We start from the raw sequence: 20,211 nt of genomic DNA, 5'->3' as shown, positions 1-20,211 counted from the left end.
ACTTTACGAAAAGATTATATTATGAGTTATACTGACAAAAATATTATAGAAAACTATTCGATGTTATTTGAAGGATTAAATTCATTAACCAAAATTGAATTAATTGAAAGTTTAACTAAATCCTTAAAAAGAGAAAGAACTTCCAAAAAAGATAATTTTTTTGAATCTTTCGGGGCTTTTGGTTCTGAGAAACCAGCAGAAGAAATTGTAAAAGAAATTAAATCCAGTAGAAAATTTAGAAACAAAGAAATTAAATTCTAATGCAATATTTATTAGACACAAACATTTGTGTTTTCTTTTTAAGAGGAAAATTTAATTTAGATGAAATTATCAAACAAAAAGGAAAAGAAAACTGCTTCATCTCTGAAGTAACCGTTTTTGAGCTTCGCTTCGGAGCCGAAAATAGTGACAATCCAACAAAATCACATAAAGCTGTAGACTTGTTTGTAAGCGGAATATCCATAATTCCAATATATAGTTCCGTTAAAAAATATGCTAAGGAAAAAGTCCGTTTAAGAAAATTAGGAAAACCTATTAATGATGAATTTGACTTATTAATTGGAGTAACTTCGGTAGTAAATAAATTGACATTAGTCACAGACAACACGAAAGATTTTGAGAATATAGACGGAATTAAAATAGAAAATTGGTTTCGAAAATAAATAGAACTGCTAATGAGCTAGTGTAAATTGTTTATACTGTTATGTTCAATTCGCTCTCTCTATGATTTTCATTTTATGCGGTCACAATTTGTGACCGCATATTTCTCTAATTCTTTAGTATCACAATTTGTGACGACATCCCTTTTACTTCACTCGCAAACTATCCTTTACCACTGCTAAACTATCTGTCAATACTGGTTTTAACAGCGCCGGATTCACAACCGGCGCAACCACTTTCGGAGTAGGTTTTATTTTTTGTCGAATCACTACGGCATCATTCAAAACAAAAGGCGTTGGCATCATCCAACTTTCTCTCTGGGTCATCGCAAACAGTGGATTGGTCATTAAATCAAAAGAACTCTCCATTACATCCATATCGAGCACGGTCGCTCTGTTAAGCGTAAATTGCAATACCAATGGTTCGTTATTGACCACATAATAGCTCAACAGTTTTTTGCCGTTTCGTTCTAATTCTGTTCCTTTTTGCCCCAAAGTAGTCACACCATTAGCTTTGAAATTGAAAAACGTCATAATTTCATCGGCAAAAATATCATAACGATTGACTTTGCGGTTTGGGGTAATTTTGATCTTCAAATATCTTTTCAAACCCACCACGCTGTCTTGTAGAAAAGTAATGGTTGGTTTGGCGATCGCTTTGTTTGGTGCTTCGGCTACATACGTGAATTCCGAATTGTATTTGCTAAACAACTTTAAATTATTCAATGTTTTTCCATTTTTAGGGTGTTCACCCAAATAGCTTTTCGTCCAAGAATCCAAATTGGTGTCATAAGTCGCCCAATTGGCTTTGTTAGCATCGGCATTATAGAGATACACCAAACTGTTTGATTTGGCTTCGCCCAATTCATAACCTGAGTGGTATTGTGCTTTTGCAAAAAAGACAATGGCAATCAAAAAGAAGAACAAAGACCAGCTTCCTTTTTTGGCGAAAGCCCCAAAAACAGGCAGCAATAATACAAATGCCAAAACAGTCAAAATAGCACTGCCAAACAACACTTTCAATCCTAAACCTACAGGAAACATCTCAATAAACGGAGCAATAATCAACAAGGCAGGGATCCCGCAAATGAGGTTTACAATCCAATTGGATCTTTGGCTGAATACAAAAACCGCAAAAGCAACCAGACCAAAATACACTGGAATAATCAAGAATCCTGCACCACGCAAACTGTTGGCCAGAAAGCCGTTCAGCACAATCCAAAACACTAGCGGAATCACATAATGGTTCATCGTCACTTTTGGCTTGGAAGCTATCTGATAAAAGAAAAAACAAATCGAAAGACTCAGCAACACAAAAGCCGCAATATAATCGTGTCCGTTGTAAGTAAAGCCGTTGAGTAAATCATTGTATTGCGGATTCAACCATAGCAATCCTTTCCAACCGTAATAGGTAATCAATCCCGTAAAAATCAAAGCACCCAAAAACGGAAAAAAACCTTTCATGATTTCATTCCCTTTCAGCATTCTTTTGGCTTTGCCCAAAAACACCAAAACGATTAGCAGACCAGCAGCTATCAGTGTCATCGGCAGTACCCAATCAAAAGGATAGCTGATAAACGTAAACGGAATCGTGAAATAAACTTCATCAGCAGTTGCGTTTACAGCATTCAAATCCGCATTCGAAAAATAATTCAGCAACGGCATCAAATACGAGCCTTGATGTTTCAAGGTACTTTTGTCCAAATGCGCCACATCATCCTGAGCGGTATGGTAATTAAAATGGTCGTCTATAAAAGCAAAATTAAATCCTTGTACATCGCCTTGCTCTCTAAAAATAGTTAAGTCCGTATCATTTGGCAACATTTTGTAAATACTATACATCAACGAATTCGAAACGGGATATACAGCCCCCGCTTTGGCAAATTCCTGTGCCAAACCTGCATTTCCTTTGTTGGTTTCCATCAACATATAACTCGGTCCCGATGAACCACGAGCTTCAAAATTCAATACTAATCCCACTTCCTTAGCCCATTGGTGTTGGGTAACAAAAAGTGCGGCACCATTCAACCCCAATTCCTCTGCATCAGTAAACAAAATGATGATGTCGTTTTTATGTTTGGTTTGGGCATTCAAATAAGCACGAACGCCTTCCAGTATCGTTGCCACGCCCGAGGCATCGTCACTCGCCCCGTGCGAAAACGAATGCGGCGCGCTGTCATAATGCGAGAGTAGGAGCAATGCTTTGCCTGTTTCACTCCCTTTTATGCGGCACATTATGTTTTTAGATTTTACCAAATTCCCCCAATCACTCAACGTAAAACCTTCCTGAATGGTTGTCTCCAACCCCAGTTTTTGCAATTCTTTAATGATATAATTGGCCACAACCTCGTGGTTTTTTGTGCCTACATAATGCGGTTGTTTGGCAATCGCTTTTATATGATCCAGAGCCCGTGAGGTCGAAAACTCAGTGACTTTTTTGTTTTCATCTGCCGACCATGAAGGCATCATTGTTACAAATAGGAATCCCAAAATCAGCACGATAGAGGCGACAACAATAATAGAAGAGAAATTTTTTTTCATTATTTGGGGTATTAAATATCTTTTTTAACTAGTATATAAAAATCATTATCCAAAACCATATAGCCTTGGTCGTATAGGAAATAGTAGGTATTTCCGGACTTGGTATTCAAAATATTGGTAAAAAATTCAAAGTCAAAACCCTTGCTCATCAACTTGGCTCGCGTCGTTTTCGATTTTCCGTCGGCATTCGCATTCAGTTCCGACAAAATTCGGTAATTTTTGCGCAATTTGTTATTGATATTGCGCATATAATTCGTGCTATCCTTATTTATTTTGTTGTTGTAGGCATTCCGACAACCATCGCTACAGAATTTCTTGTCTTCGCGACCCACAATGGGATCTCCACATTCGAGGCAGGTTTTCATAATATCATCGTTTTATGTTCAACATTATTTCTTTTTTTTAGGAGCCAAATAATAGGCTTTAATTGTGGATACGGATTCCTGCTGTCATTCCAATCTTTTTTATCTCGAGAAAAACGAGACAAAAAAGGATTTTCCCTTCCATCAGGGCTATTTAGGATTTATGGTTTTGTATTTTTCTGTCCATTTTTACCACAATATTGTCATTCCGACGGAGGAGGAATCTTCGCAAGTAGCTCCATAATCTAAGTAAAATTATCTTTCTTCATAGAGTCAATCCAAACGACATTACCCATTGTTATTCCTCACTATTTTGTATAAAATCAATAAATTCAATTCCGAATTCTGTTATACCCATATGTCCAAAAGGAAGATTTCCTATTCTGTTCATCCTGTTATCAATCAAAAGTCCTTTTGAAAAGAGCCTTTGTTTATAAAACATAAATTTATTTTCAGATAGACCATAAAATTCAGCTGTCTTATATTTAGCAAATGAAAGAATATGTTCTTTCTTCTTATCATATTTTATTTTGACTTCATCGTAAGGTTTTCTGAATTTTGATTCATTAATAATTATTGTTTCGTTTTTCATTTGTTGCTCTAGTGAAGTTAGACTGTCTTTTAATGAATTCATTTCATCAATTTCTTCTTCATAACTTATTGTGAAATATCTATGATTGTACATTATTTTAATTTCTTCTTCAGTTAAATTACTTATCAAATCTAGGTAGTGATCAATAAGTTCTACATTTTCTGAAGGACAGTTTAATTCCTTTATTAAAATATCTTTAAATCGCAATAATTTTAATTCAGACTTCGTTTGAACAACTCTTCTTAAAACAGATTCGAACAAGTCATTGAAATCTTCTGTTTTAATATTTTCTAAATTTATTACAGTATCTTTTGTGAAGTTTTCTGCTAATATTTCCGTAAACCTATTCAGTCGGTTTTGCTTTATTCTTCCATTGTATTCAAAAAATAATTCATCAAGTGCGGCTCCACCATATGGTATTACACCGAAAATTGATTTTAAGACACTAACTGTAATTTCTTTTTTGTCCATTTTTTGTAATTGTTGAGATCTCCCAAATATACTCAAAATTTCCCATTTACAAACGGTTACAAATATTTACAACCGAAAGTAAGTAGTTAGCAACCGAATAACTTTTAGAAGCCGTCGCATCTTTGCCATGTCGAAATCAAACAAAGCAATGTCAATAGCAATGTCAATTTCAATGACAATTAAAAAAAAATATACACACACTAACATTTAAATTTTACACGCCATGAAAAACAGAGTACAATTAATCGGAAACGCAGGAAATGACCCAGTAATCAAAACTTTAGACGGAGGAAGAAAAGTCGCCAATTTGACCATCGCTACCAACGACAGTTACAAAAACGACAAAGGAGAAAGAGTAGACCAAACCGAATGGCACACCGTAGTGGCTTGGGGAAAAACTGCCGAGATTATCGAGAAATTCGTAACCAAAGGCAAGCAAATTGCCATAGACGGTAAACTAACCCATAGAAGTTACGATGACAAGAACGGAGAAAAACGCTATATCACCGAAGTGGTGGTAAGTGAGATTATGCTACTAGGGAAGTAGGTTCGTTTTACCACCCAAAATTGTCATCTCGACGTAGGAGAGATCTCCACAAGTAGCTCTATAATCCTAGTAAAATCAAAATTTTAAGCCAAAAAAAAAGAGTCCCGAAAATTTTCGAGGGACTCTTTTTTTCATTACTATAACTAATTATTGCGACGGTTCATTTAAAAATAATGCAAACTGCGTAACTGAATGCTATTCAAAGCAATACAAACGGAATGCTAAAAAACTGACCACCGACTACTTAAAATCAAGCACTCTTCTTTAGCAAATCAAACATCGGGCAACGGCTGCAACGCTTTTTTTCGCCTTTCTTGTATTTATCGCAGCAACTCGATTTGCAGTTGTCGGCCACTTTTATTTTTTTAAGGATTTCTTTCTTTTTATCCTTTTTCTTGCTCTTCTCTTTTTCTTTCTTGCTCACTGTGTAAAGAATTAAAAACCAAGGCAAATGTATATTATTTTTATCTATTCTAAATAAATTTTAACATTTTTCGAGCAAAAAAAATCCCCAAAATGGCACTAAAGCATTTTGGGGAAAATATTTATAAGGAGAGTCTTAATTATTTGGCTGGAGTAGCGGTCTTTGTATTGGCTACTTGCTGAATGTCACGGTCAAAAAGATACAATCCACCTTTGTCGTCGCCAATCAAGTTGATTTTGTCTAAAATCGATTTGGCTGTAGCTTCTTCTTCAATTTGCTCGGCTACATACCATTGCAAGAAATTATGGGTGGCATAATCTTTTTCTTCAAACGTAATGTGTACCAACTCATTGATCGATTCCGAAACAAAAATCTCGTGTTTGTAGAGTTCTTCAAACATTCCTTTGAAGGTTTCGTAAGTTGTTTTCGGTGCTTTCAAGTCGGTTACTTGAGCATGACCGCCACGTTCGTTTACATATTTGATCAATTTGAGCATGTGCAAACGTTCCTCATCGGATTGGGCGTACATAAACTGCGCAATTCCCTCCAATCCATTCACCTCGGCCCAACAAGCCATAGATAAATAGGTTTGAGAAGATTCTGCTTCTATACGGATTTGTTTGTTTAGTGCTGTTTCAATATTTTTTAATAGCATGGCGTTTAGTTTTTAGTAAAGTTAAAAAAAAATCATTCACGGATATCTTTTTTTGGATAAAAGCTTTTCTGCAGCAGTACAATTTTATGGAATATCAGGATTTATAAAGCGGATTCGGGGTTAAAACGAACGGTCAAATCCATCAATGAATTTACGCAAGATGTATTGTTTGGCATACGTATCATAATATCCAAAAATGTAATAGTTTTTGAATCGAATGGTGCTTCCCAAAGAAACTTCGGTATGTTCATTTGCAAAACGGGAAATAAAATCTATGGCAAGCGGCTCTTGCTCTTGCTTGGTTTGTTCTAGTTTTTTATCGAATATACTTTCAAAATAAACCGTTGTTGGTCCTGCATTGTTTAGCAAATCATAGGCGATATCTGTAGAATTTGCCTCAACTTCGGCATTTATTCTTGTCGAAAGATCGGCATAATTGGTTCCTGTGTTGCTCGTTCCACCCAATGTGATCAAGATAGTTTTTGGTGTTTTGTACACCGTTAATCCCGTATTCATGTACAATAGGCGTTGCAGAAACTTGGCTGTGTTTTTTATTTCTCTTGGTTTTTGACCGTCAATTTGAATGTATAAAGGAGAGTTTTTAAAACCAACAGTGTCGGTTTTTGAAACTTGATAACTTTTGATGATTTCGTTTGATTTGTAATCTTTTATTTCAAACAATAACTCGTCTTCATTGGAATTAAGTTGGTATATTTTATTTTCATGATAAAAAGAATTGGCTAATTCCATTTGTTTTTTTGTAGCGGGTTGTAGAAACTTTTTTTCTTGAATTTCAAAAGTGCTTAAGTCAATGTCGAATGCCTGCGTTTCATTAAAATTATGATCCAAAGTGAGCAGTAGGCGGTTTTTCAATACATACAATTTGGTTTTTTGAGTGCCTTTGAACAATGGATTGAATTGATTGGTTTCTATTTTTTCAATTGGGCAGACTTCTAAGATCTGATTCAATGTTAAGATCTCTGTTTTTCTATTTTGAAATTTAAAGGAGGAGAAATCCAGTATCTTCTCTTCTTTTTTTCCGTTTTTAAAAATATACAGTACTAATTTTTGTTCTAGATCTCTTTGTGAAAGGATATAAAAGGTGTTGTTCTCTTGAAATTGGGTTACAATCGATTCATTAGAAAAAGAGAGGTAATATTTAAAAACAGCGGTGGTTTTGGCATTCAAATCATATTGAACAGCCATTACTTTTTTTAAATCTTCGGATGACCAATAAAGAGTTGGGTTCTCCTCGTCATTAAAACTGTATCCAGCCAATAATTTATAGTCTAAATCGGGACGGGTTTGCGTATATTGATTAGAGAGGAATAAAGCACTATTGTATTTTAGAATTGTAACGGTTTCTTTGTCGGAAGCAAATACAAAGAGATCGTGTGTAGTAGTGTTTTCGGCATTTACAATTTGCCTGTATTCTTTAGATTTTTTTAGTTCTAATAGATAACTAGTCAATACCGTTTGGCTAAAAAGCAGGGAACTTTGTAATAGGATCAAAAAAGGGATTATTTTTTTCATGAGTTTCTGATTGCGGGCTAAAATTAATTGGGTCAATCCGAATCCAAAAATACAGAATCCATTTTTATTGATTCATTATTTCTTGAAAATAATCCACCATTTGTCCCACATGCAGGGCGTCCATCAATCCGTGATGTACATGGACAGACATAGGCATTGTTCTTTTTCCGTCTTCGGAAACCATCATTTTGCCAAAAGAAACTTTGGGGCAACTATCCGGAAAGGTCATGTTACGAGCGTGCGAAAGTGAAGTGAAATTCAACCAAGGGATTGCCGAAAAGTGAATGACATTATCCTCATTAAATTGCCGAGTAAATAAACCGGTTGTGTTTTGAATACGCTCAATTTCGATTAATGCGGTTTGTTCAAAAAGCGTATAATCGGGATGGTATTCGATTAAAGAGAATCCAAAAGTACCATCGGCACGGCTTATCGTTGCCGATCCGTCTATGCGATCATGAATGTAGATGTGGGTGTTCGAAATACGGTATCTGAAACTTTCAAAAGTATTTACTGCTGTTAAGGTTTTGTGTAAATAATAAACGAAAAAGGAAGTGCCTAGCGTTTTAGACTTTTCATACGCTTTGGTACAGTCGATAGTTACAGTTGCTCCAAAAAAAGGTTCTTGCATTTGCTTGAAAAAAAGGAAATGTTCTTTTCGATTCCAATTGTCTAAGTCTAAAAGTGTTTTCATATGTAGATAATATTTTTTTTGTCGGAATATGGTATCGCCAGATCTTCATTGGTGTTTGCGACAAATGCTGTTATGGCGATTTCATAGTTTTAGTATTTTTTGTTATCAAATGCTACAGTTGCGGAAACCTTTTCAACGAAGTGTGTTTAAATTTAAAAACCTAGCTAAAATACTAAATAAAAAGTATTCTAACCAGATTTTATATGTTATTAAAAGCTTTTTTTATAACTCCAATAGCGTTAAAACTTCTGTTATTCTCTCAAATGCCTGAAAGTTTTTGTGCTCCACTTTATGATCTATTTTTTCATGTGCCCAAGTGGTGTGAAACGGAATGTGAACGGCGTGTCCGCCAATAGCCAAAACCGGTAAAACATCCGATTTTAAGGAATTACCTATCATAAAAAACTCGTTGGGCTGTATCTCCAAGCGTTTGATCAAATCCGAATAATCGACTTCTTGCTTGTCTGACATCACTTCGATATGATGAAAATAATGTCCCAAACCTGAATTGTGTAGTTTTCGGCGTTGGTCCAGTAAATCCCCTTTGGTGGCAACCACCAATTTGTATTTTCCCTGCAACGCTTGTAAAGTTTCCTCGACTCCATCCAACAAAACAATAGGTTTTTCGAGTAGTTCTTTTCCATATTGAATGATTTTCTCAATGATCTCGATAGGAATGGTGTTGTTTGAGATTGTCATCGCCGCTTCAATCATCGAAAGAATGTAGCCTTTGATGCCGTAACCGTACAATTTGAGATTGTCGATTTCGACCTTGAAAAGCTCTTGTGAAATCCCTTGATGCGAAAGATAATCTTCCATCAAACCACAGAATTTTTTCTCGGTTTCATCAAAGTAGGTTTCGTTGATCCATAAGGTATCGTCGGCGTCGAAGGCAATTACTTTTAGGTTCATTTTTTATTTTTTTTAATAATGGTTTTAGAAATTGTTACGTTAAAATTATAATGGTTAGTCGTTGTTGCGTCAAAATCATAATGTTTAGACGTTGCAGTGCAACGTCTTCTGCTATGTTGATTATAACGAATATAATAATTTTTAACGCCTCTGCAAAACGTTCGTACATATAAACAAAAGAGACGTTGCAGTGCCTTGATGCGATTGTTGATGAAAACAAAAGAGACGTTGCAATGCCTTGATACGATTGTTAATCAAAACAAAAGAGACGTTGCAGTGCAACGTCTCTACGTAATCCTGATATGAAATATCTTAATTTATCGTCTCCCCATTCCCAACACCATCTGCATCTGGATTCACAAAAACCAATTTCCCTTCGGCATTGGTAGTCATCAAAATCATTCCTTGACTTTCTACTCCGCGAAGGTTTCTTGGTGCTAGATTTACTAGAACAGTGACGCGTTTTCCAACGATGTCTTCTGGTTTAAAACTCTCGGCTATTCCAGAAACTATGGTACGAACATCAATTCCGGTATCTACTTTTAAAATCAAAAGTTTGTTGGCTTTTGGCATTTTTTCGGCTTCCAGAATCGTTCCCACACGGATATCCATTTTGGCAAAATCCTCAAACTGGATTAAGTCTTTTTGAGGCTCGGCAACTTTGTTCTCGGCTTTGTTGGCAGATTTAGTAGCTTCTAGTTTGTCAATTTGTTTCTGGATTTCCTCGTCTGTGATTTTACCAAATAGAATGTCTACTTTTTCAGTTTCTATTTGATGATTTACAGCAATCAATTCATTAGAATTGACTATGTCATTCCAACCAAACTGATTTTCTAATTTTAAACACCTCTTCAATTTACTAGCTGTAAACGGCAAAAAAGGTTCTGCTAAAACACTCAAGGCTGCAGTGATTTGCAAAGCCACATACATTTGTGTTTTTACTCTTTCGGGATCAGTTTTTGCTTTTTTCCAAGGTTCTTCATCCGCCAGATATTTGTTGCCTAAACGAGATAAGTTCATCAATTCTGTCAATGCCTCTCTAAAACGGTATCTTTCTATAGAATTTGCAATTACCGCAGGATAAGCTTTTATAGCATCAAGAGTTTGTTCGTCGACTTCATTAAATTCATTTGGTTGAGGAACAAAACCATCATAATACTTTTGGGTCAAAACTACCACACGATTCACAAAGTTTCCTAGGTTGTCTGCTAATTCATTGTTGTTTTTCGACTGAAAATCTTTCCAGGTGAAATCATTGTCTTTGGTTTCAGGAGCATTCGCTGTCAAAACATAACGCAAAACATCTTGCTGATTCGGAAAATCTTCCAAGTATTCGTGCAACCAAACCGCCCAGTTTTTAGACGTAGACAATTTGTTTCCTTCCAAATTCAAAAACTCATTTGCAGGTACATTGTCTGGTAAAATATAGCTTCCTTCGGCTTTTAGCATCGCTGGGAAAATCACACAGTGAAAAACAATATTGTCTTTCCCAATAAAGTGAACCAACTTCGTATCTTGATCTTTCCAGTACGGTTCCCAATCTTTTCCTTCGCGTTCTGCCCACTCTTTGGTAGATGAGATGTACCCAATTGGCGCATCAAACCATACATATAATTTTTTTCCTTCGGCACCTTCAACTGGCACGTCAATCCCCCAATCCAAGTCACGGGTTACCGCACGAGGCTCCAATCCACCGTCGATCCAAGATTTCACTTGTCCGTACACATTCGGTTTCCAGTCATTTTTATGCCCAACAAGTATCCATTCTGTTAAGAAATCAGTATATCTGTCCAAAGGCAAAAACCAGTGTTTCGTAGATTTTAAGATAGGAGTTTCTCCCGTTATAGTCGATTTTGGATTAATCAAATCGGTTGCGTTTAGCGTAGAACCACATTTTTCGCATTGGTCGCCATAGGCTTCTTCGTTGCCACATTTTGGGCAAGTTCCCACCACAAAACGGTCAGCCAAAAACTGATCTGCTTTGGCATCATACAATTGTTCCGTTACTTCTTCAATAAAATCGCCTTTGTCATACAATTTCTTAAAGAATTCAGAAGCGGTATCGTGATGAATTTTCGCCGAAGTTCTAGAGTAATTGTCGAATGAAATACCAAAATCAGAGAATGATTTTCTAATAATTCCATCGTATTTATCAATTACTTCCTGTGGCGTTATGCCTTCTTTTTTAGCTTTCATCGAAATCGCAACGCCGTGTTCATCGCTTCCGCAAACAAACAAAACGTCTCTTCCCTGCAAACGCAAATAGCGTGAATAAATGTCCGAAGGCACGTAAACCCCCGCCAAATGCCCAATATGTATAGGCCCGTTCGTATAAGGCAATGCCGCTGTAATGGTATATCTTTTTGGATTCTGTATCATGTGTTGTTAGTATTGTTTTTTTATTTGTCACATGTAATTCGCCTAATACAACTGGATGTAACAACCAATTTTCGTTAGGCTCATTTCATGATGCTTTTTTATTGAGTGCAAAAATAAGCAATAGAATTGAGAGTTGTATGGTTTTTATTAGGAGCTAATCCCGCTATTCGTTACAAATATATTCACTGAACTCCGCTGTAAATAAAATTATGTGAAGTAATCTTTTTGTTTTTAAAGAAAAAACAAAAAGGATTTCGATTCTCTAAGGAGACTAGTAATTGTTTAAATACCAAAATAATAATATAAATACTATCAATAATTATATAACAGTCTTTAGGCACTCTAAAGTTAATTTAGCCATTATTAATTTTAAATAAATAAAGCATGAAAACTAAAAACATATTATTTGTATTAGTATTAAGTATCGGATTATTTGCTACGTCTTGTAATTCTAGTGATGAAAACGAAGGAGACACAATAGCTCCTATAGAAGGGAAATGGAGTATTGTCAAAGTTGGTACCAATAATAATGGTGTAGAAACATTGGCTGATCCGCCACAAAATGTGAGTGGTTGTGACCATGATTTTATTAATCTAAAGATTGATAATACATTAACTTCAGGAGATTATGATTCTACTGTTAGTCCATGTGCACTAACAACTGTGTCAGGAACTTATTCCAAAGGGGATAGTAAAGTAACAACTGTTATAAATGGTACAACCATAACTTATGATATTGTTAATCTTACACTTACTGAGTTAAAGCTAAAGAACGGTAACGCTATCTCTGTTTACATCAGATAATTAAATTTATTCAGGTGTTAGATTCTGCATCTTTGAGATGTAGGATGAAACGGAAATGACTTTTTAAAAGTCATTTCCGTTTTTTTTATGGATTGAATTGTTAAAAATAAAAAGTTGTGTTTGTATTTATCTGAAGCTATTTCCCGCTATCCGCTTCAATCTTTCTATTTTTAAAGGAAAAATAGAAAGGATTTCACTACTATCGGGGCTAGGGATTTGGGGTTTCAAAACGGTTTTGTAATAATTTAACCTGTCCATTTGTTTATATTTGCAATCATAATTCTAGAAGATTATAAATTGTGGCAAAAGGACCTGAAAAAAACACTAAAAATAAGGCTTTGCATACCAAATTGCTAAATCGAAAGAAGACTAAACTTCAAGAAGAGAAAAAAGAAAAAGCACTACGCTTGAAAGCTTTGGTTGCAAAAATGAATCAGAAAAAAGAAGAGTAGCGAATTCGATATTAGATAGATCGCTTTGCATTTAATTTAACTGAAATTTGTAAAACAATCATATGCTTTCCAAAATATTCTTGAAAACGAAAATAGTATTAGAGGGTGAATACTGTGCGAAGTGTCTTGATTTCGTAGCAGTTACAATATACTTTTAAATTTATTTTCGCCTAACATTGTCGCTCCGAGGAGCTATCGGATCTTTTATTGTTAATTTTACGGACAAGTATTTAAAATAGTTTGTGTTGTTGGATTAGATTGATTATCGTAAAGATTTAAGCTAAATCCAGTTTTTGACAAGTAATTTTTTAATGCACAAAAGTTCGATAGTTGAGAATTATCATTTATGCTAAAAAAATTAGTACGTGATGTGTTTTCAAACTTTTCCAGACCGTCTAATGAGGTAAGGTTTTCATTGCGATATATAGAAATTCTATATCCATACACATTTCTGAGGCCTTCTAATCCTTTCAGGTTTTTTAGCGAATTATTATAAATTATGCTTAATTCTCCTTCATCTAAAGAACCTGTTAGGGTCTGAACATTTTGTAAACCCTCAAGAGACAAAAGATTGTTGTTGTATTCGATTTTTATTTTAGATTTAACGTTACCAATTTTTGTGAGATTTTTTAAATTATAATTATTTTCAATAAATAAATAATCTATTACAACAGCATCATTCAGACCTGTTAGTGATAAAAGATTTGGATTGTTTTTAATACTTAGATATTCAGTAGTTTTTAGATTTGATAGCCCATTTAAATCAATTAAATTTGGATTGTTATGAATGTTTATGTAAAAACTAATATTTTCAATATTTTCTAACCCTTTTAAATTTTTAAGGTTTTGGTTGCCATCAATCTGTAATTGGCCAACTTTTTTTAAACTATTAAGACCCGTTAGTGATTCTAAGGATTCATTGTACATAATATAAAAGGATTCCCAAGCAATAGTCTCCAAGCTACCTAATCCCGTTAAATTTTTTAATTTTGGATTACTTGTTATACTAATTCCGTATAAGAATTTTAGTTTGTTTAAACCATTGAAGTTCTCTAAGCTCTTATTGTCTTCAATAATAAGCGTACCCCATATTGCAAATAGTTTATTTAATGAATTGAAATTTTTTAAATTATTATTGGATTTAATATAGAGATCTCCTTTACAAATTTGTAAATTATCTAAACCTTTTAAGTCTAATAAATTTTGATTGAGTCTAATATCAAGAAATCCATTAATTGATTGTAGATTTTCTAATCCTGATAGATTCGTAACTAAAGAATTTGTAATAGAAAAACTTTCCGCCTCAATAATTTCTAAATCTTTCAAGGAGCTTAAATCGGTAACAGTCCCCGTGATTTTAAATTCGGCTATCCATGCTTTTTTTATTATGCTAGTATAATGGTGTGATGTAAATTCTAAAAGCTCAGCTTGTGTAGATATAGTCTTTTTTTCAGTTAAATAATAAGGATTGTCCTTTAGAGTGGTATGAATTAATTGATCACCATAATATATATTACTTTCAGTTTTTATATATGATTTAATAAAAAGCTTTTTATTTGCTATGAGATTTGCTATTGTGCTTTTAAGAGTGTTATTGTCATTTGCGCTCAATACCTTTACCATCTTTTTGTTTAAATTTGGTTCAGATATTGTATCAATAATAAATCCGGATTCAATTATTTTTATTTTTTTATCATTTGTAAAGCTTCCATTTAACTCGAAGCTGTATGTGTTTTCATTAGTTATTGATGTAGCATTTATTTTGATTTTTTCAACAGGAATAGTAATAATGTCATCATCTTTTGAACATGAAGAGATTAAAATAAATAGTAGAAGATAGTGGTAAAGCTTCATAAATTGGTTGTTAGTAAAAATTAGATCGTATTAAAGATAGAAACTGTTTAAATGTTTTTTTTTAAATTGCAAATATAGTAATACTTTTCTTTTTAATTTTTAAAACTTAAATCTGAAAAGTATATTGATAACTAGATAATTTGTGCAAATTATTCTCAAAAAATATACTCCACTGTATCAGTTTTTCCTTCAACTTTCCAAATCCGCACTATCGGTTGGATGTGTAATCCGTTTTTACGATCCGTTTATTTATATTTGTAAGCGTAATTAAAGAAGAGTATAAATTATGGCAAAAGGACCTGAAAAAAACACTAGAAATAAGACTTTACATACCAAATTGCTTAATCGAAAGAAGACTAAACTTCAAGAAGAGAAAAAAGAAAAAGCATTACGGCTGAAAGCTTTAGTTGCAAAAATGAATGAGAAAAAGAAAAATAACGAATCTAATGACATATAAATCATATTGTTTTTCATTTCTGTTTTAATTTAACTGAAATTTGCAGCAAATATTCAAAACACAAAACCTATGGAATTCGGCAGAATAATTATCTCGGAAACAGCGATGAACAGTGAAAATCCCCAAGATGTGATTCACTCTAATATTTCGGTAATCAACTTAATGCGTGAGGAAGGCGTGAACGACGACTTGATTCACGAAGATGCTTTGATGAGTTATTATTTGGATTATTATTTCTCCCAATATACTACTGGTAACTTTGCACAATTTGTGCATAGTTCAGGTTGGGATAAAGAGTTGAACGAGCTAATAGAAGAAGGTTTGGCATTAATTGGTGCCGAAAAACATTTGGAATTTTTCCAACAGCAAAGCAAAAAAGTAAAACTAATGAGCAGTGTAAAGCTCAATAAATTCCTGAAAGGAAAACTAGAAGGCGTAAATCCCACAAGAGATTTGCTCAATAACGACACTTTTTTCGAAATAAATGAAAATCTGGTTACTTTGAATGCCAATTTTTTAAAAACACACCCCGATTTCGAAGTGCTTTCTGTAGACGATATGTTTGCTGCTTTAGAAGAATTTGTGGGTCACGAGATTAAAAGAGAATAGTTTAGTTATTTCGCAAAGACACACGAAGAAAAACCACGAAGTCACGCTAAGAATAATTTAAAGAAAAAAGAAAACTTAGAAAAACCTTTGTGAATCTCCGCGTCTCTTTTGTGCCTCTTTGTGAAATTATCTTTAACCCTTCACAAACTTGAATTTCTTCTTGCCAGAATTGGTAACAACACTAATAAAATAAACCCCTGCAGGCAAAGAAGTAACATCCCAAGTAGTTGCAGAGCTTGTTTCTTTTATTTTTTGACCAGCCATATTGTAAATTACCGATTTTTCGATTGCTATTCCGTTTGGTAAGTCAAGGGAAAGTACATTGGAAACTGAATCTAACGAGAGTCGTATCGCATTCAGATCAAAGCTTTTTTGACCCAAAGTGACTGTGTTTTTCTTTGAAATAATATTTTTGTTAGGGTCGAAAGTTAGACTTGTAATGATAAAAGGCACGTTTTCGGTAAAACTCTCTCCATTAACGGTATTGTTCAAAACTAGATCCAATTGTTGTCCACCTGTTCCGAAAACACGAATGGGCACTGGCATTTCAAAAAAGGAAACCGAAGGATCCGACTGCGTTTGATTAATAATAAATTTGGCCTGCCCCCCTTCTAAATTTTGTGCCGAAATAGTATAAATAGGATAGCCTTGATGGTACACCCAGTCATTAAAGAATTCGGTGAGACTACTGTCGTAAACCGCTTCAAGATGCACTTGCAAGTCTGGAGTTTTGGCATATTTATAGGCAAGATTGGTGTCTTTTAAATAATTTTTCACTCCTTGAAAAAACAAAACATCTCCCATTTTAAAACGAAGCATATTCAAGACCATGGCACCTTTATCATATGTTAATATGGAGCTGAAAATTCTATTGACATCGGTAAGTTCGGCATCGGTCAAGTACACCGCTCCATTGGTTTGGGAGGTAATGCTGGTGATCATTCTTGCTTTTTCGTTTGCAAAAGCAGTTTGACCGTCAAAATTCTCTATTACCAAGGCAGCAACATAAGTGGCAAATCCTTCGTTGAGCCAAATGTCTTTCCAGCTGCCGCAAGTGATTTTGTCGCCAAACCATTGGTGTGCCATTTCATGAGCAATTAGACTTCTACTAAAATTATTCATAAAAGAAACCGTAGTATGTTCCATGCCACCCCCCCAACCAAATTGGGCGTGGCCGTATTTTTCGTTATGAAAAGGATATATTTCAAAAAGACTTTCGAACAAATTCAGAATCAATGGGGTTTGATTCAATTGCGTTTGCACCGATGCTAAAGTCTCTGGATAGATGTAGTTGATAATCGGGTATTGGTTGGGAGCAGTTCCTCCGGTTTGGTTGTACACGCTATAATTCGTTACCGCTATGGCAATCAGATAGGCCGGAATAGGATACCCATGATGAAAATGTGTGGTTTTATTGCTTCCATTAATTATTGGTGCCGATGGTTCAACGCCATTGGCGACACTCACATATTGAGAGGGAGCTGTAATATAAAGATCGATAGCATCTACTTTGTCGTTTAAATCTTGTTTGCAAGGCCACCAATCCCTTGCACCATAAGGCTCGGATAAAGTATATAAAACGGGCGAAGTATCGTGGGTTGCTTTGATAAAAGCTTGTTCTTTTCTTATTGGAGGAGCACCAGAATAGGTAATAACAACGGTTGCGGAAGTTCCTGAATTAACGACAGTTGGTAAGGTAATAACCAATTCGTTGTTGGCGTTTTGCACAAATGGCAATGGCAAGCTGTTTAGGGTAACATAACTTACAGTCAATTGATTGGTCAAATCGAAAGTGACCGTAGAAAGATGGGATAGTGCTGTAAAAGTAGTCGTCACTTTTCCAGAAATAAAATAATTCGCAGGATCTACCGTAAACTCAAGTTTATGATAGGTAATATCATAGTTTTGGGTATTCGGATTAGCAACCAAACTCATTTTTTTGGAAGCCATTTTCATTTCGGTAGCTGCAATTGCATCCAGTTGAATGTCGCTTTTTTGTGCTGAAACAATAAAAGGTATTAATAAAAGTATATAAAGTAATTTTGGATTCATTATAGATTTGATTTTCATGTAAATATAATGAGTTAAGATTGAATTGTAATAATTTTAAACCCAAAAAAACCACCTGATTTTCTCAGATGGTTTTTGTGAAATAGTGCATTCTTTAGGGATTTTAGAGTTTAAATGTAACCCCAAATTTGGCACCACTAGTTGCTGAACCGCCACCTAGTTCAAGATTAATACCAAATTTATCGGTAAAGAAATAACGACCACCTACTTGAAGTCCAAGATTTAAAGGGTCGTAGCCTGGATTATAGTCATTGTTGTCATAATTCCAAATATAAGCCGTAAGACTGGCACCAGCATAAAAATCAAATTTACTTGGAATGTCTAATATCCTATTGAAATGATAATTCCCATTAGCTCCAATTCCTATTGCAGAGTTATGATTGTAATTATTGTTGTTGTAATAGTATGGGTCATTATTCGTTTGAAAAGAGATTTGACCTCCGAGAGTAAAATCTTTAGCGATTCCATAATCTAAACCAAAATAAACTGGAATTCCCCAACCTGAAGTTCCGACACCAGCATTCAATTGTACTCCACCTTCTTCAAGCGGACTTTGTGCAAATACACCATTTGAGATAAAACCAAAGGCGATTATTAGAATAAGTTTTTTCATGAGTTTTTATTTAAATTTCTATACAAACGTACCGTTTTTAAAATAATTGTCTGTTGTATTATAAATGTTTTTAGTTTCATAATTACCACTTTTGGTTTTTTTGAAAAGGCTTTTATTTTTAGAATTAGATAAAAATATATTGAGAGAACTAAAAAAAGGGACACAAAACAAACTTTGTCTAGTTGTTATCAAACATTTCCTTAAATTTGCTTCCATTATTTAGTTATAAAAATCAAACTATGTTACAAATCGCATTTATTAGAGAGAATCAGGAGAAAGTAATCAACGCTTTGGCAAAAAAAAATATGGATGCCAAATCCGTTGTTGAAGAAGTGGTACAACTAGACGAGAAACGTCGCGCTACACAAGTAGAGCTAGATGGTATTTTGTCTGAATCTAATAAATTATCCAAAGACATTGGAGATTTGATGAAAGGTGGCGAAAAATCGAAAGCTGCGATTCTAAAAGAAAAAACAGTTCTATTAAAAGAAAAAAGCAAAGTTCTAGCCGAAAATGCTGTCGCTTTGGCCAATGAATTAACCGAAAAATTATATACTCTACCCAATCTTCCAGCGGATATTGTTCCTGTTGGAAAAACGCCTGAGGAAAATCTAAACGTTTTTCAGGAAGGGGATATTCCCGTTTTGCACGAAGGAGCGCAACCACACTGGGAATTGGTTAAAAAATATGACATCATAGATTTCGAATTAGGGAATAAAATAGCGGGTGCTGGATTTCCAGTTTACAAAGGAAAAGGAGCTAGATTGCAACGTGCGTTAATTTCTTATTTTTTAGATAAAAACACCGATGCAGGGTACAAAGAATACCAAGTGCCGCATTTGGTAAACGAAGCATCAGCATACGGTACTGGACAATTGCCGGACAAAGAAGGACAGATGTACCATGACGCAACCGATAATTTGTATTTGATTCCAACGGCTGAGGTTCCTGTAACCAATATCTTTAGAGATGTCATTTTATCCGAAAATGAATTGCCTGTTTTATGTACCGCTTACACACCATGTTTCCGTCGTGAAGCAGGTTCTTATGGAGCGCATGTACGTGGCTTGAACCGTTTGCATCAATTTGATAAAGTAGAAATCGTTCGTGTTGAGCATCCGGATAATTCATATGCTGCACTTGACGGAATGGTAGAACATGTAAAAAACATTCTTCAAGAATTGAAATTACCCTACCGAGTTTTACGTCTTTGTGGTGGCGATATGGGTTTTGCTTCGGCTTTGACCTATGATTTTGAAGTATATTCTACAGCTCAAGAGCGTTGGTTGGAAATTTCTTCTGTGTCTAATTTTGAGACTTTTCAAGCCAATCGTTTGAAATTGCGTTTCAAAGACAAAGATGGTAAAAACCAATTGGCGCATACTCTAAACGGAAGTTCATTGGCTTTGCCAAGAGTTCTTGCTGGTATTTTAGAAAACTACCAAACTCCGGAAGGAATCGTAATTCCAGAGGTATTGCGTTCATACTGTGGGTTTGATATTATAAATTAGTAATCAGTTTTCAGTCGCAGTTTTCAGTTTTCAGAACTGCGACTGAAAACTGTGACTGCGACTAAAAAACTG

20 protein-coding genes are annotated in these 20,211 nt (G+C 34.7%); 8 read left to right on the top strand and 12 right to left on the bottom strand.

The window, feature by feature from the left end; translation table 11 throughout:
* Positions 1-21 precede the first annotated feature (21 nt).
* Positions 22-261, top strand: a complete 240-nt coding sequence (locus FNW52_RS14105) for a hypothetical protein (protein ID WP_143378091.1) — start codon at positions 22-24, stop codon at positions 259-261.
* Entirely contained in the window at positions 261-662 is a 402-nt protein-coding gene (locus FNW52_RS14100) for a type II toxin-antitoxin system VapC family toxin (protein ID WP_143378090.1), read from the top strand. Before FNW52_RS14105 ends, FNW52_RS14100 begins: the two co-directional genes overlap by 1 nt.
* A gap of 144 nt (positions 663-806) precedes the next feature.
* On the opposite strand, the gene FNW52_RS14095 is transcribed toward FNW52_RS14100, so the two are convergent.
* The 3 genes from FNW52_RS14095 to FNW52_RS14085 form a co-directional block, all read right to left on the bottom strand.
* Entirely contained in the window at positions 807-3,200 is a 2,394-nt protein-coding gene (locus tag FNW52_RS14095; protein WP_255515602.1) for a M20/M25/M40 family metallo-hydrolase, read from the bottom strand.
* Positions 3,201-3,211: 11 nt separating this feature from the next.
* Positions 3,212-3,565: a DUF2116 family Zn-ribbon domain-containing protein gene (locus tag FNW52_RS14090; RefSeq protein WP_143378089.1), complete on the bottom strand. Its 354-nt coding sequence runs from the start codon at positions 3,563-3,565 to the stop codon at positions 3,212-3,214.
* Positions 3,566-3,860: 295 nt separating this feature from the next.
* Entirely contained in the window at positions 3,861-4,625 is a 765-nt protein-coding gene (locus FNW52_RS14085; RefSeq protein ID WP_143378088.1) for a hypothetical protein, read from the bottom strand.
* Between the two features lie 223 nt (positions 4,626-4,848).
* On the opposite strand from FNW52_RS14085, the gene FNW52_RS14080 reads away from it, so the two are divergent.
* Entirely contained in the window at positions 4,849-5,172 is a 324-nt protein-coding gene (locus FNW52_RS14080; protein ID WP_143378087.1) for a single-stranded DNA-binding protein, read from the top strand.
* 250 nt (positions 5,173-5,422) lie between these two features.
* Here the strand turns inward: FNW52_RS14080 and FNW52_RS20780 are convergent, their stop codons facing one another.
* From FNW52_RS20780 to metG, 6 genes are all read right to left on the bottom strand, one after another.
* Entirely contained in the window at positions 5,423-5,596 is a 174-nt protein-coding gene (locus FNW52_RS20780; RefSeq protein WP_185965989.1) for a hypothetical protein, read from the bottom strand.
* Positions 5,597-5,735: 139 nt separating this feature from the next.
* Positions 5,736-6,251: a ferritin gene (locus FNW52_RS14075; protein WP_143378086.1), complete on the bottom strand. Its 516-nt coding sequence runs from the start codon at positions 6,249-6,251 to the stop codon at positions 5,736-5,738.
* Between the two features lie 120 nt (positions 6,252-6,371).
* On the bottom strand, positions 6,372-7,784 hold the full coding sequence (locus tag FNW52_RS14070; protein WP_143378085.1) for a hypothetical protein: 1,413 nt from the start codon (positions 7,782-7,784) through the stop codon (positions 6,372-6,374).
* A gap of 64 nt (positions 7,785-7,848) precedes the next feature.
* On the bottom strand, positions 7,849-8,478 hold the full coding sequence (locus tag FNW52_RS14065) for a chloramphenicol acetyltransferase (RefSeq protein ID WP_143378084.1): 630 nt from the start codon (positions 8,476-8,478) through the stop codon (positions 7,849-7,851).
* A gap of 222 nt (positions 8,479-8,700) precedes the next feature.
* Positions 8,701-9,390: an HAD family hydrolase gene (locus FNW52_RS14060; protein ID WP_143378083.1), complete on the bottom strand. Its 690-nt coding sequence runs from the start codon at positions 9,388-9,390 to the stop codon at positions 8,701-8,703.
* 312 nt (positions 9,391-9,702) lie between these two features.
* Positions 9,703-11,769 (bottom strand): methionine--tRNA ligase, encoded by a 2,067-nt coding sequence (gene metG, locus FNW52_RS14055; protein WP_143378082.1) that lies wholly within the window; start codon positions 11,767-11,769, stop codon positions 9,703-9,705.
* A gap of 384 nt (positions 11,770-12,153) precedes the next feature.
* Here metG and FNW52_RS14050 point away from each other — a divergent pair, with 384 nt between their 5' ends.
* The gene (locus FNW52_RS14050; protein WP_143378081.1) at positions 12,154-12,573 is read left to right on the top strand and encodes a lipocalin family protein; all 420 of its coding nucleotides are present in this window, start codon (positions 12,154-12,156) and stop codon (positions 12,571-12,573) included.
* Between the two features lie 299 nt (positions 12,574-12,872).
* Complete coding sequence (locus FNW52_RS20775; protein ID WP_185965988.1) at positions 12,873-13,025, top strand: hypothetical protein; 153 nt, start codon at positions 12,873-12,875, stop codon at positions 13,023-13,025.
* 216 nt (positions 13,026-13,241) lie between these two features.
* On the opposite strand, the gene FNW52_RS14045 is transcribed toward FNW52_RS20775, so the two are convergent.
* Positions 13,242-14,879, bottom strand: a complete 1,638-nt coding sequence (locus FNW52_RS14045; protein ID WP_143378080.1) for a hypothetical protein — start codon at positions 14,877-14,879, stop codon at positions 13,242-13,244.
* A gap of 286 nt (positions 14,880-15,165) precedes the next feature.
* On the opposite strand from FNW52_RS14045, the gene FNW52_RS20770 reads away from it, so the two are divergent.
* On the top strand, positions 15,166-15,336 hold the full coding sequence (locus tag FNW52_RS20770; RefSeq protein WP_185965987.1) for a hypothetical protein: 171 nt from the start codon (positions 15,166-15,168) through the stop codon (positions 15,334-15,336).
* Positions 15,337-15,405: 69 nt separating this feature from the next.
* Positions 15,406-15,945 carry a hypothetical protein gene (locus FNW52_RS14040; RefSeq protein ID WP_143378079.1) on the top strand — a complete coding sequence of 180 codons (540 nt, stop codon included), beginning with the start codon at positions 15,406-15,408 and terminating at the stop codon, positions 15,943-15,945.
* 132 nt (positions 15,946-16,077) lie between these two features.
* Here FNW52_RS14040 and FNW52_RS14035 read toward each other — a convergent pair whose 3' ends face one another.
* Both FNW52_RS14035 and FNW52_RS14030 read right to left on the bottom strand, forming a co-directional pair.
* The gene (locus FNW52_RS14035; RefSeq protein ID WP_143378078.1) at positions 16,078-17,997 is read right to left on the bottom strand and encodes a M1 family aminopeptidase; all 1,920 of its coding nucleotides are present in this window, start codon (positions 17,995-17,997) and stop codon (positions 16,078-16,080) included.
* A 121-nt stretch (positions 17,998-18,118) separates the two neighbouring features.
* Positions 18,119-18,628: a hypothetical protein gene (locus FNW52_RS14030; protein WP_143378077.1), complete on the bottom strand. Its 510-nt coding sequence runs from the start codon at positions 18,626-18,628 to the stop codon at positions 18,119-18,121.
* Positions 18,629-18,867: 239 nt separating this feature from the next.
* Between FNW52_RS14030 and serS the strand changes: the two genes are divergently transcribed.
* The gene (serS, locus tag FNW52_RS14025; protein ID WP_143378076.1) at positions 18,868-20,139 is read left to right on the top strand and encodes a serine--tRNA ligase; all 1,272 of its coding nucleotides are present in this window, start codon (positions 18,868-18,870) and stop codon (positions 20,137-20,139) included.
* Positions 20,140-20,211 lie beyond the last annotated feature (72 nt).

The sequence above is a fragment of the Flavobacterium sp. ZT3R18 genome (assembly GCF_007097385.1).
Lineage (GTDB): Bacteria > Bacteroidota > Bacteroidia > Flavobacteriales > Flavobacteriaceae > Flavobacterium.
This window is presented reverse-complemented; position numbering and strand designations above follow the sequence as displayed.

Coding starts and splice junctions, on each gene's coding strand:
- FNW52_RS14105 (WP_143378091.1), top strand. CDS start 22: ATGAGTTATACTGACAAAAATATTATAGAAAACTATTCGATGTTATTT.
- FNW52_RS14100 (WP_143378090.1), top strand. CDS start 261: ATGCAATATTTATTAGACACAAACATTTGTGTTTTCTTTTTAAGAGGA.
- FNW52_RS14095 (WP_255515602.1), bottom strand. CDS start 3,200: ATGAAAAAAAATTTCTCTTCTATTATTGTTGTCGCCTCTATCGTGCTG.
- FNW52_RS14090 (WP_143378089.1), bottom strand. CDS start 3,565: ATGAAAACCTGCCTCGAATGTGGAGATCCCATTGTGGGTCGCGAAGAC.
- FNW52_RS14085 (WP_143378088.1), bottom strand. CDS start 4,625: ATGGACAAAAAAGAAATTACAGTTAGTGTCTTAAAATCAATTTTCGGT.
- FNW52_RS14080 (WP_143378087.1), top strand. CDS start 4,849: ATGAAAAACAGAGTACAATTAATCGGAAACGCAGGAAATGACCCAGTA.
- FNW52_RS14075 (WP_143378086.1), bottom strand. CDS start 6,251: ATGCTATTAAAAAATATTGAAACAGCACTAAACAAACAAATCCGTATA.
- FNW52_RS14070 (WP_143378085.1), bottom strand. CDS start 7,784: ATGAAAAAAATAATCCCTTTTTTGATCCTATTACAAAGTTCCCTGCTT.
- FNW52_RS14065 (WP_143378084.1), bottom strand. CDS start 8,478: ATGAAAACACTTTTAGACTTAGACAATTGGAATCGAAAAGAACATTTC.
- FNW52_RS14060 (WP_143378083.1), bottom strand. CDS start 9,390: ATGAACCTAAAAGTAATTGCCTTCGACGCCGACGATACCTTATGGATC.
- metG (WP_143378082.1), bottom strand. CDS start 11,769: ATGATACAGAATCCAAAAAGATATACCATTACAGCGGCATTGCCTTAT.
- FNW52_RS14050 (WP_143378081.1), top strand. CDS start 12,154: ATGAAAACTAAAAACATATTATTTGTATTAGTATTAAGTATCGGATTA.
- FNW52_RS14045 (WP_143378080.1), bottom strand. CDS start 14,879: ATGAAGCTTTACCACTATCTTCTACTATTTATTTTAATCTCTTCATGT.
- FNW52_RS20770 (WP_185965987.1), top strand. CDS start 15,166: ATGGCAAAAGGACCTGAAAAAAACACTAGAAATAAGACTTTACATACC.
- FNW52_RS14040 (WP_143378079.1), top strand. CDS start 15,406: ATGGAATTCGGCAGAATAATTATCTCGGAAACAGCGATGAACAGTGAA.
- FNW52_RS14035 (WP_143378078.1), bottom strand. CDS start 17,997: ATGAATCCAAAATTACTTTATATACTTTTATTAATACCTTTTATTGTT.
- FNW52_RS14030 (WP_143378077.1), bottom strand. CDS start 18,628: ATGAAAAAACTTATTCTAATAATCGCCTTTGGTTTTATCTCAAATGGT.
- serS (WP_143378076.1), top strand. CDS start 18,868: ATGTTACAAATCGCATTTATTAGAGAGAATCAGGAGAAAGTAATCAAC.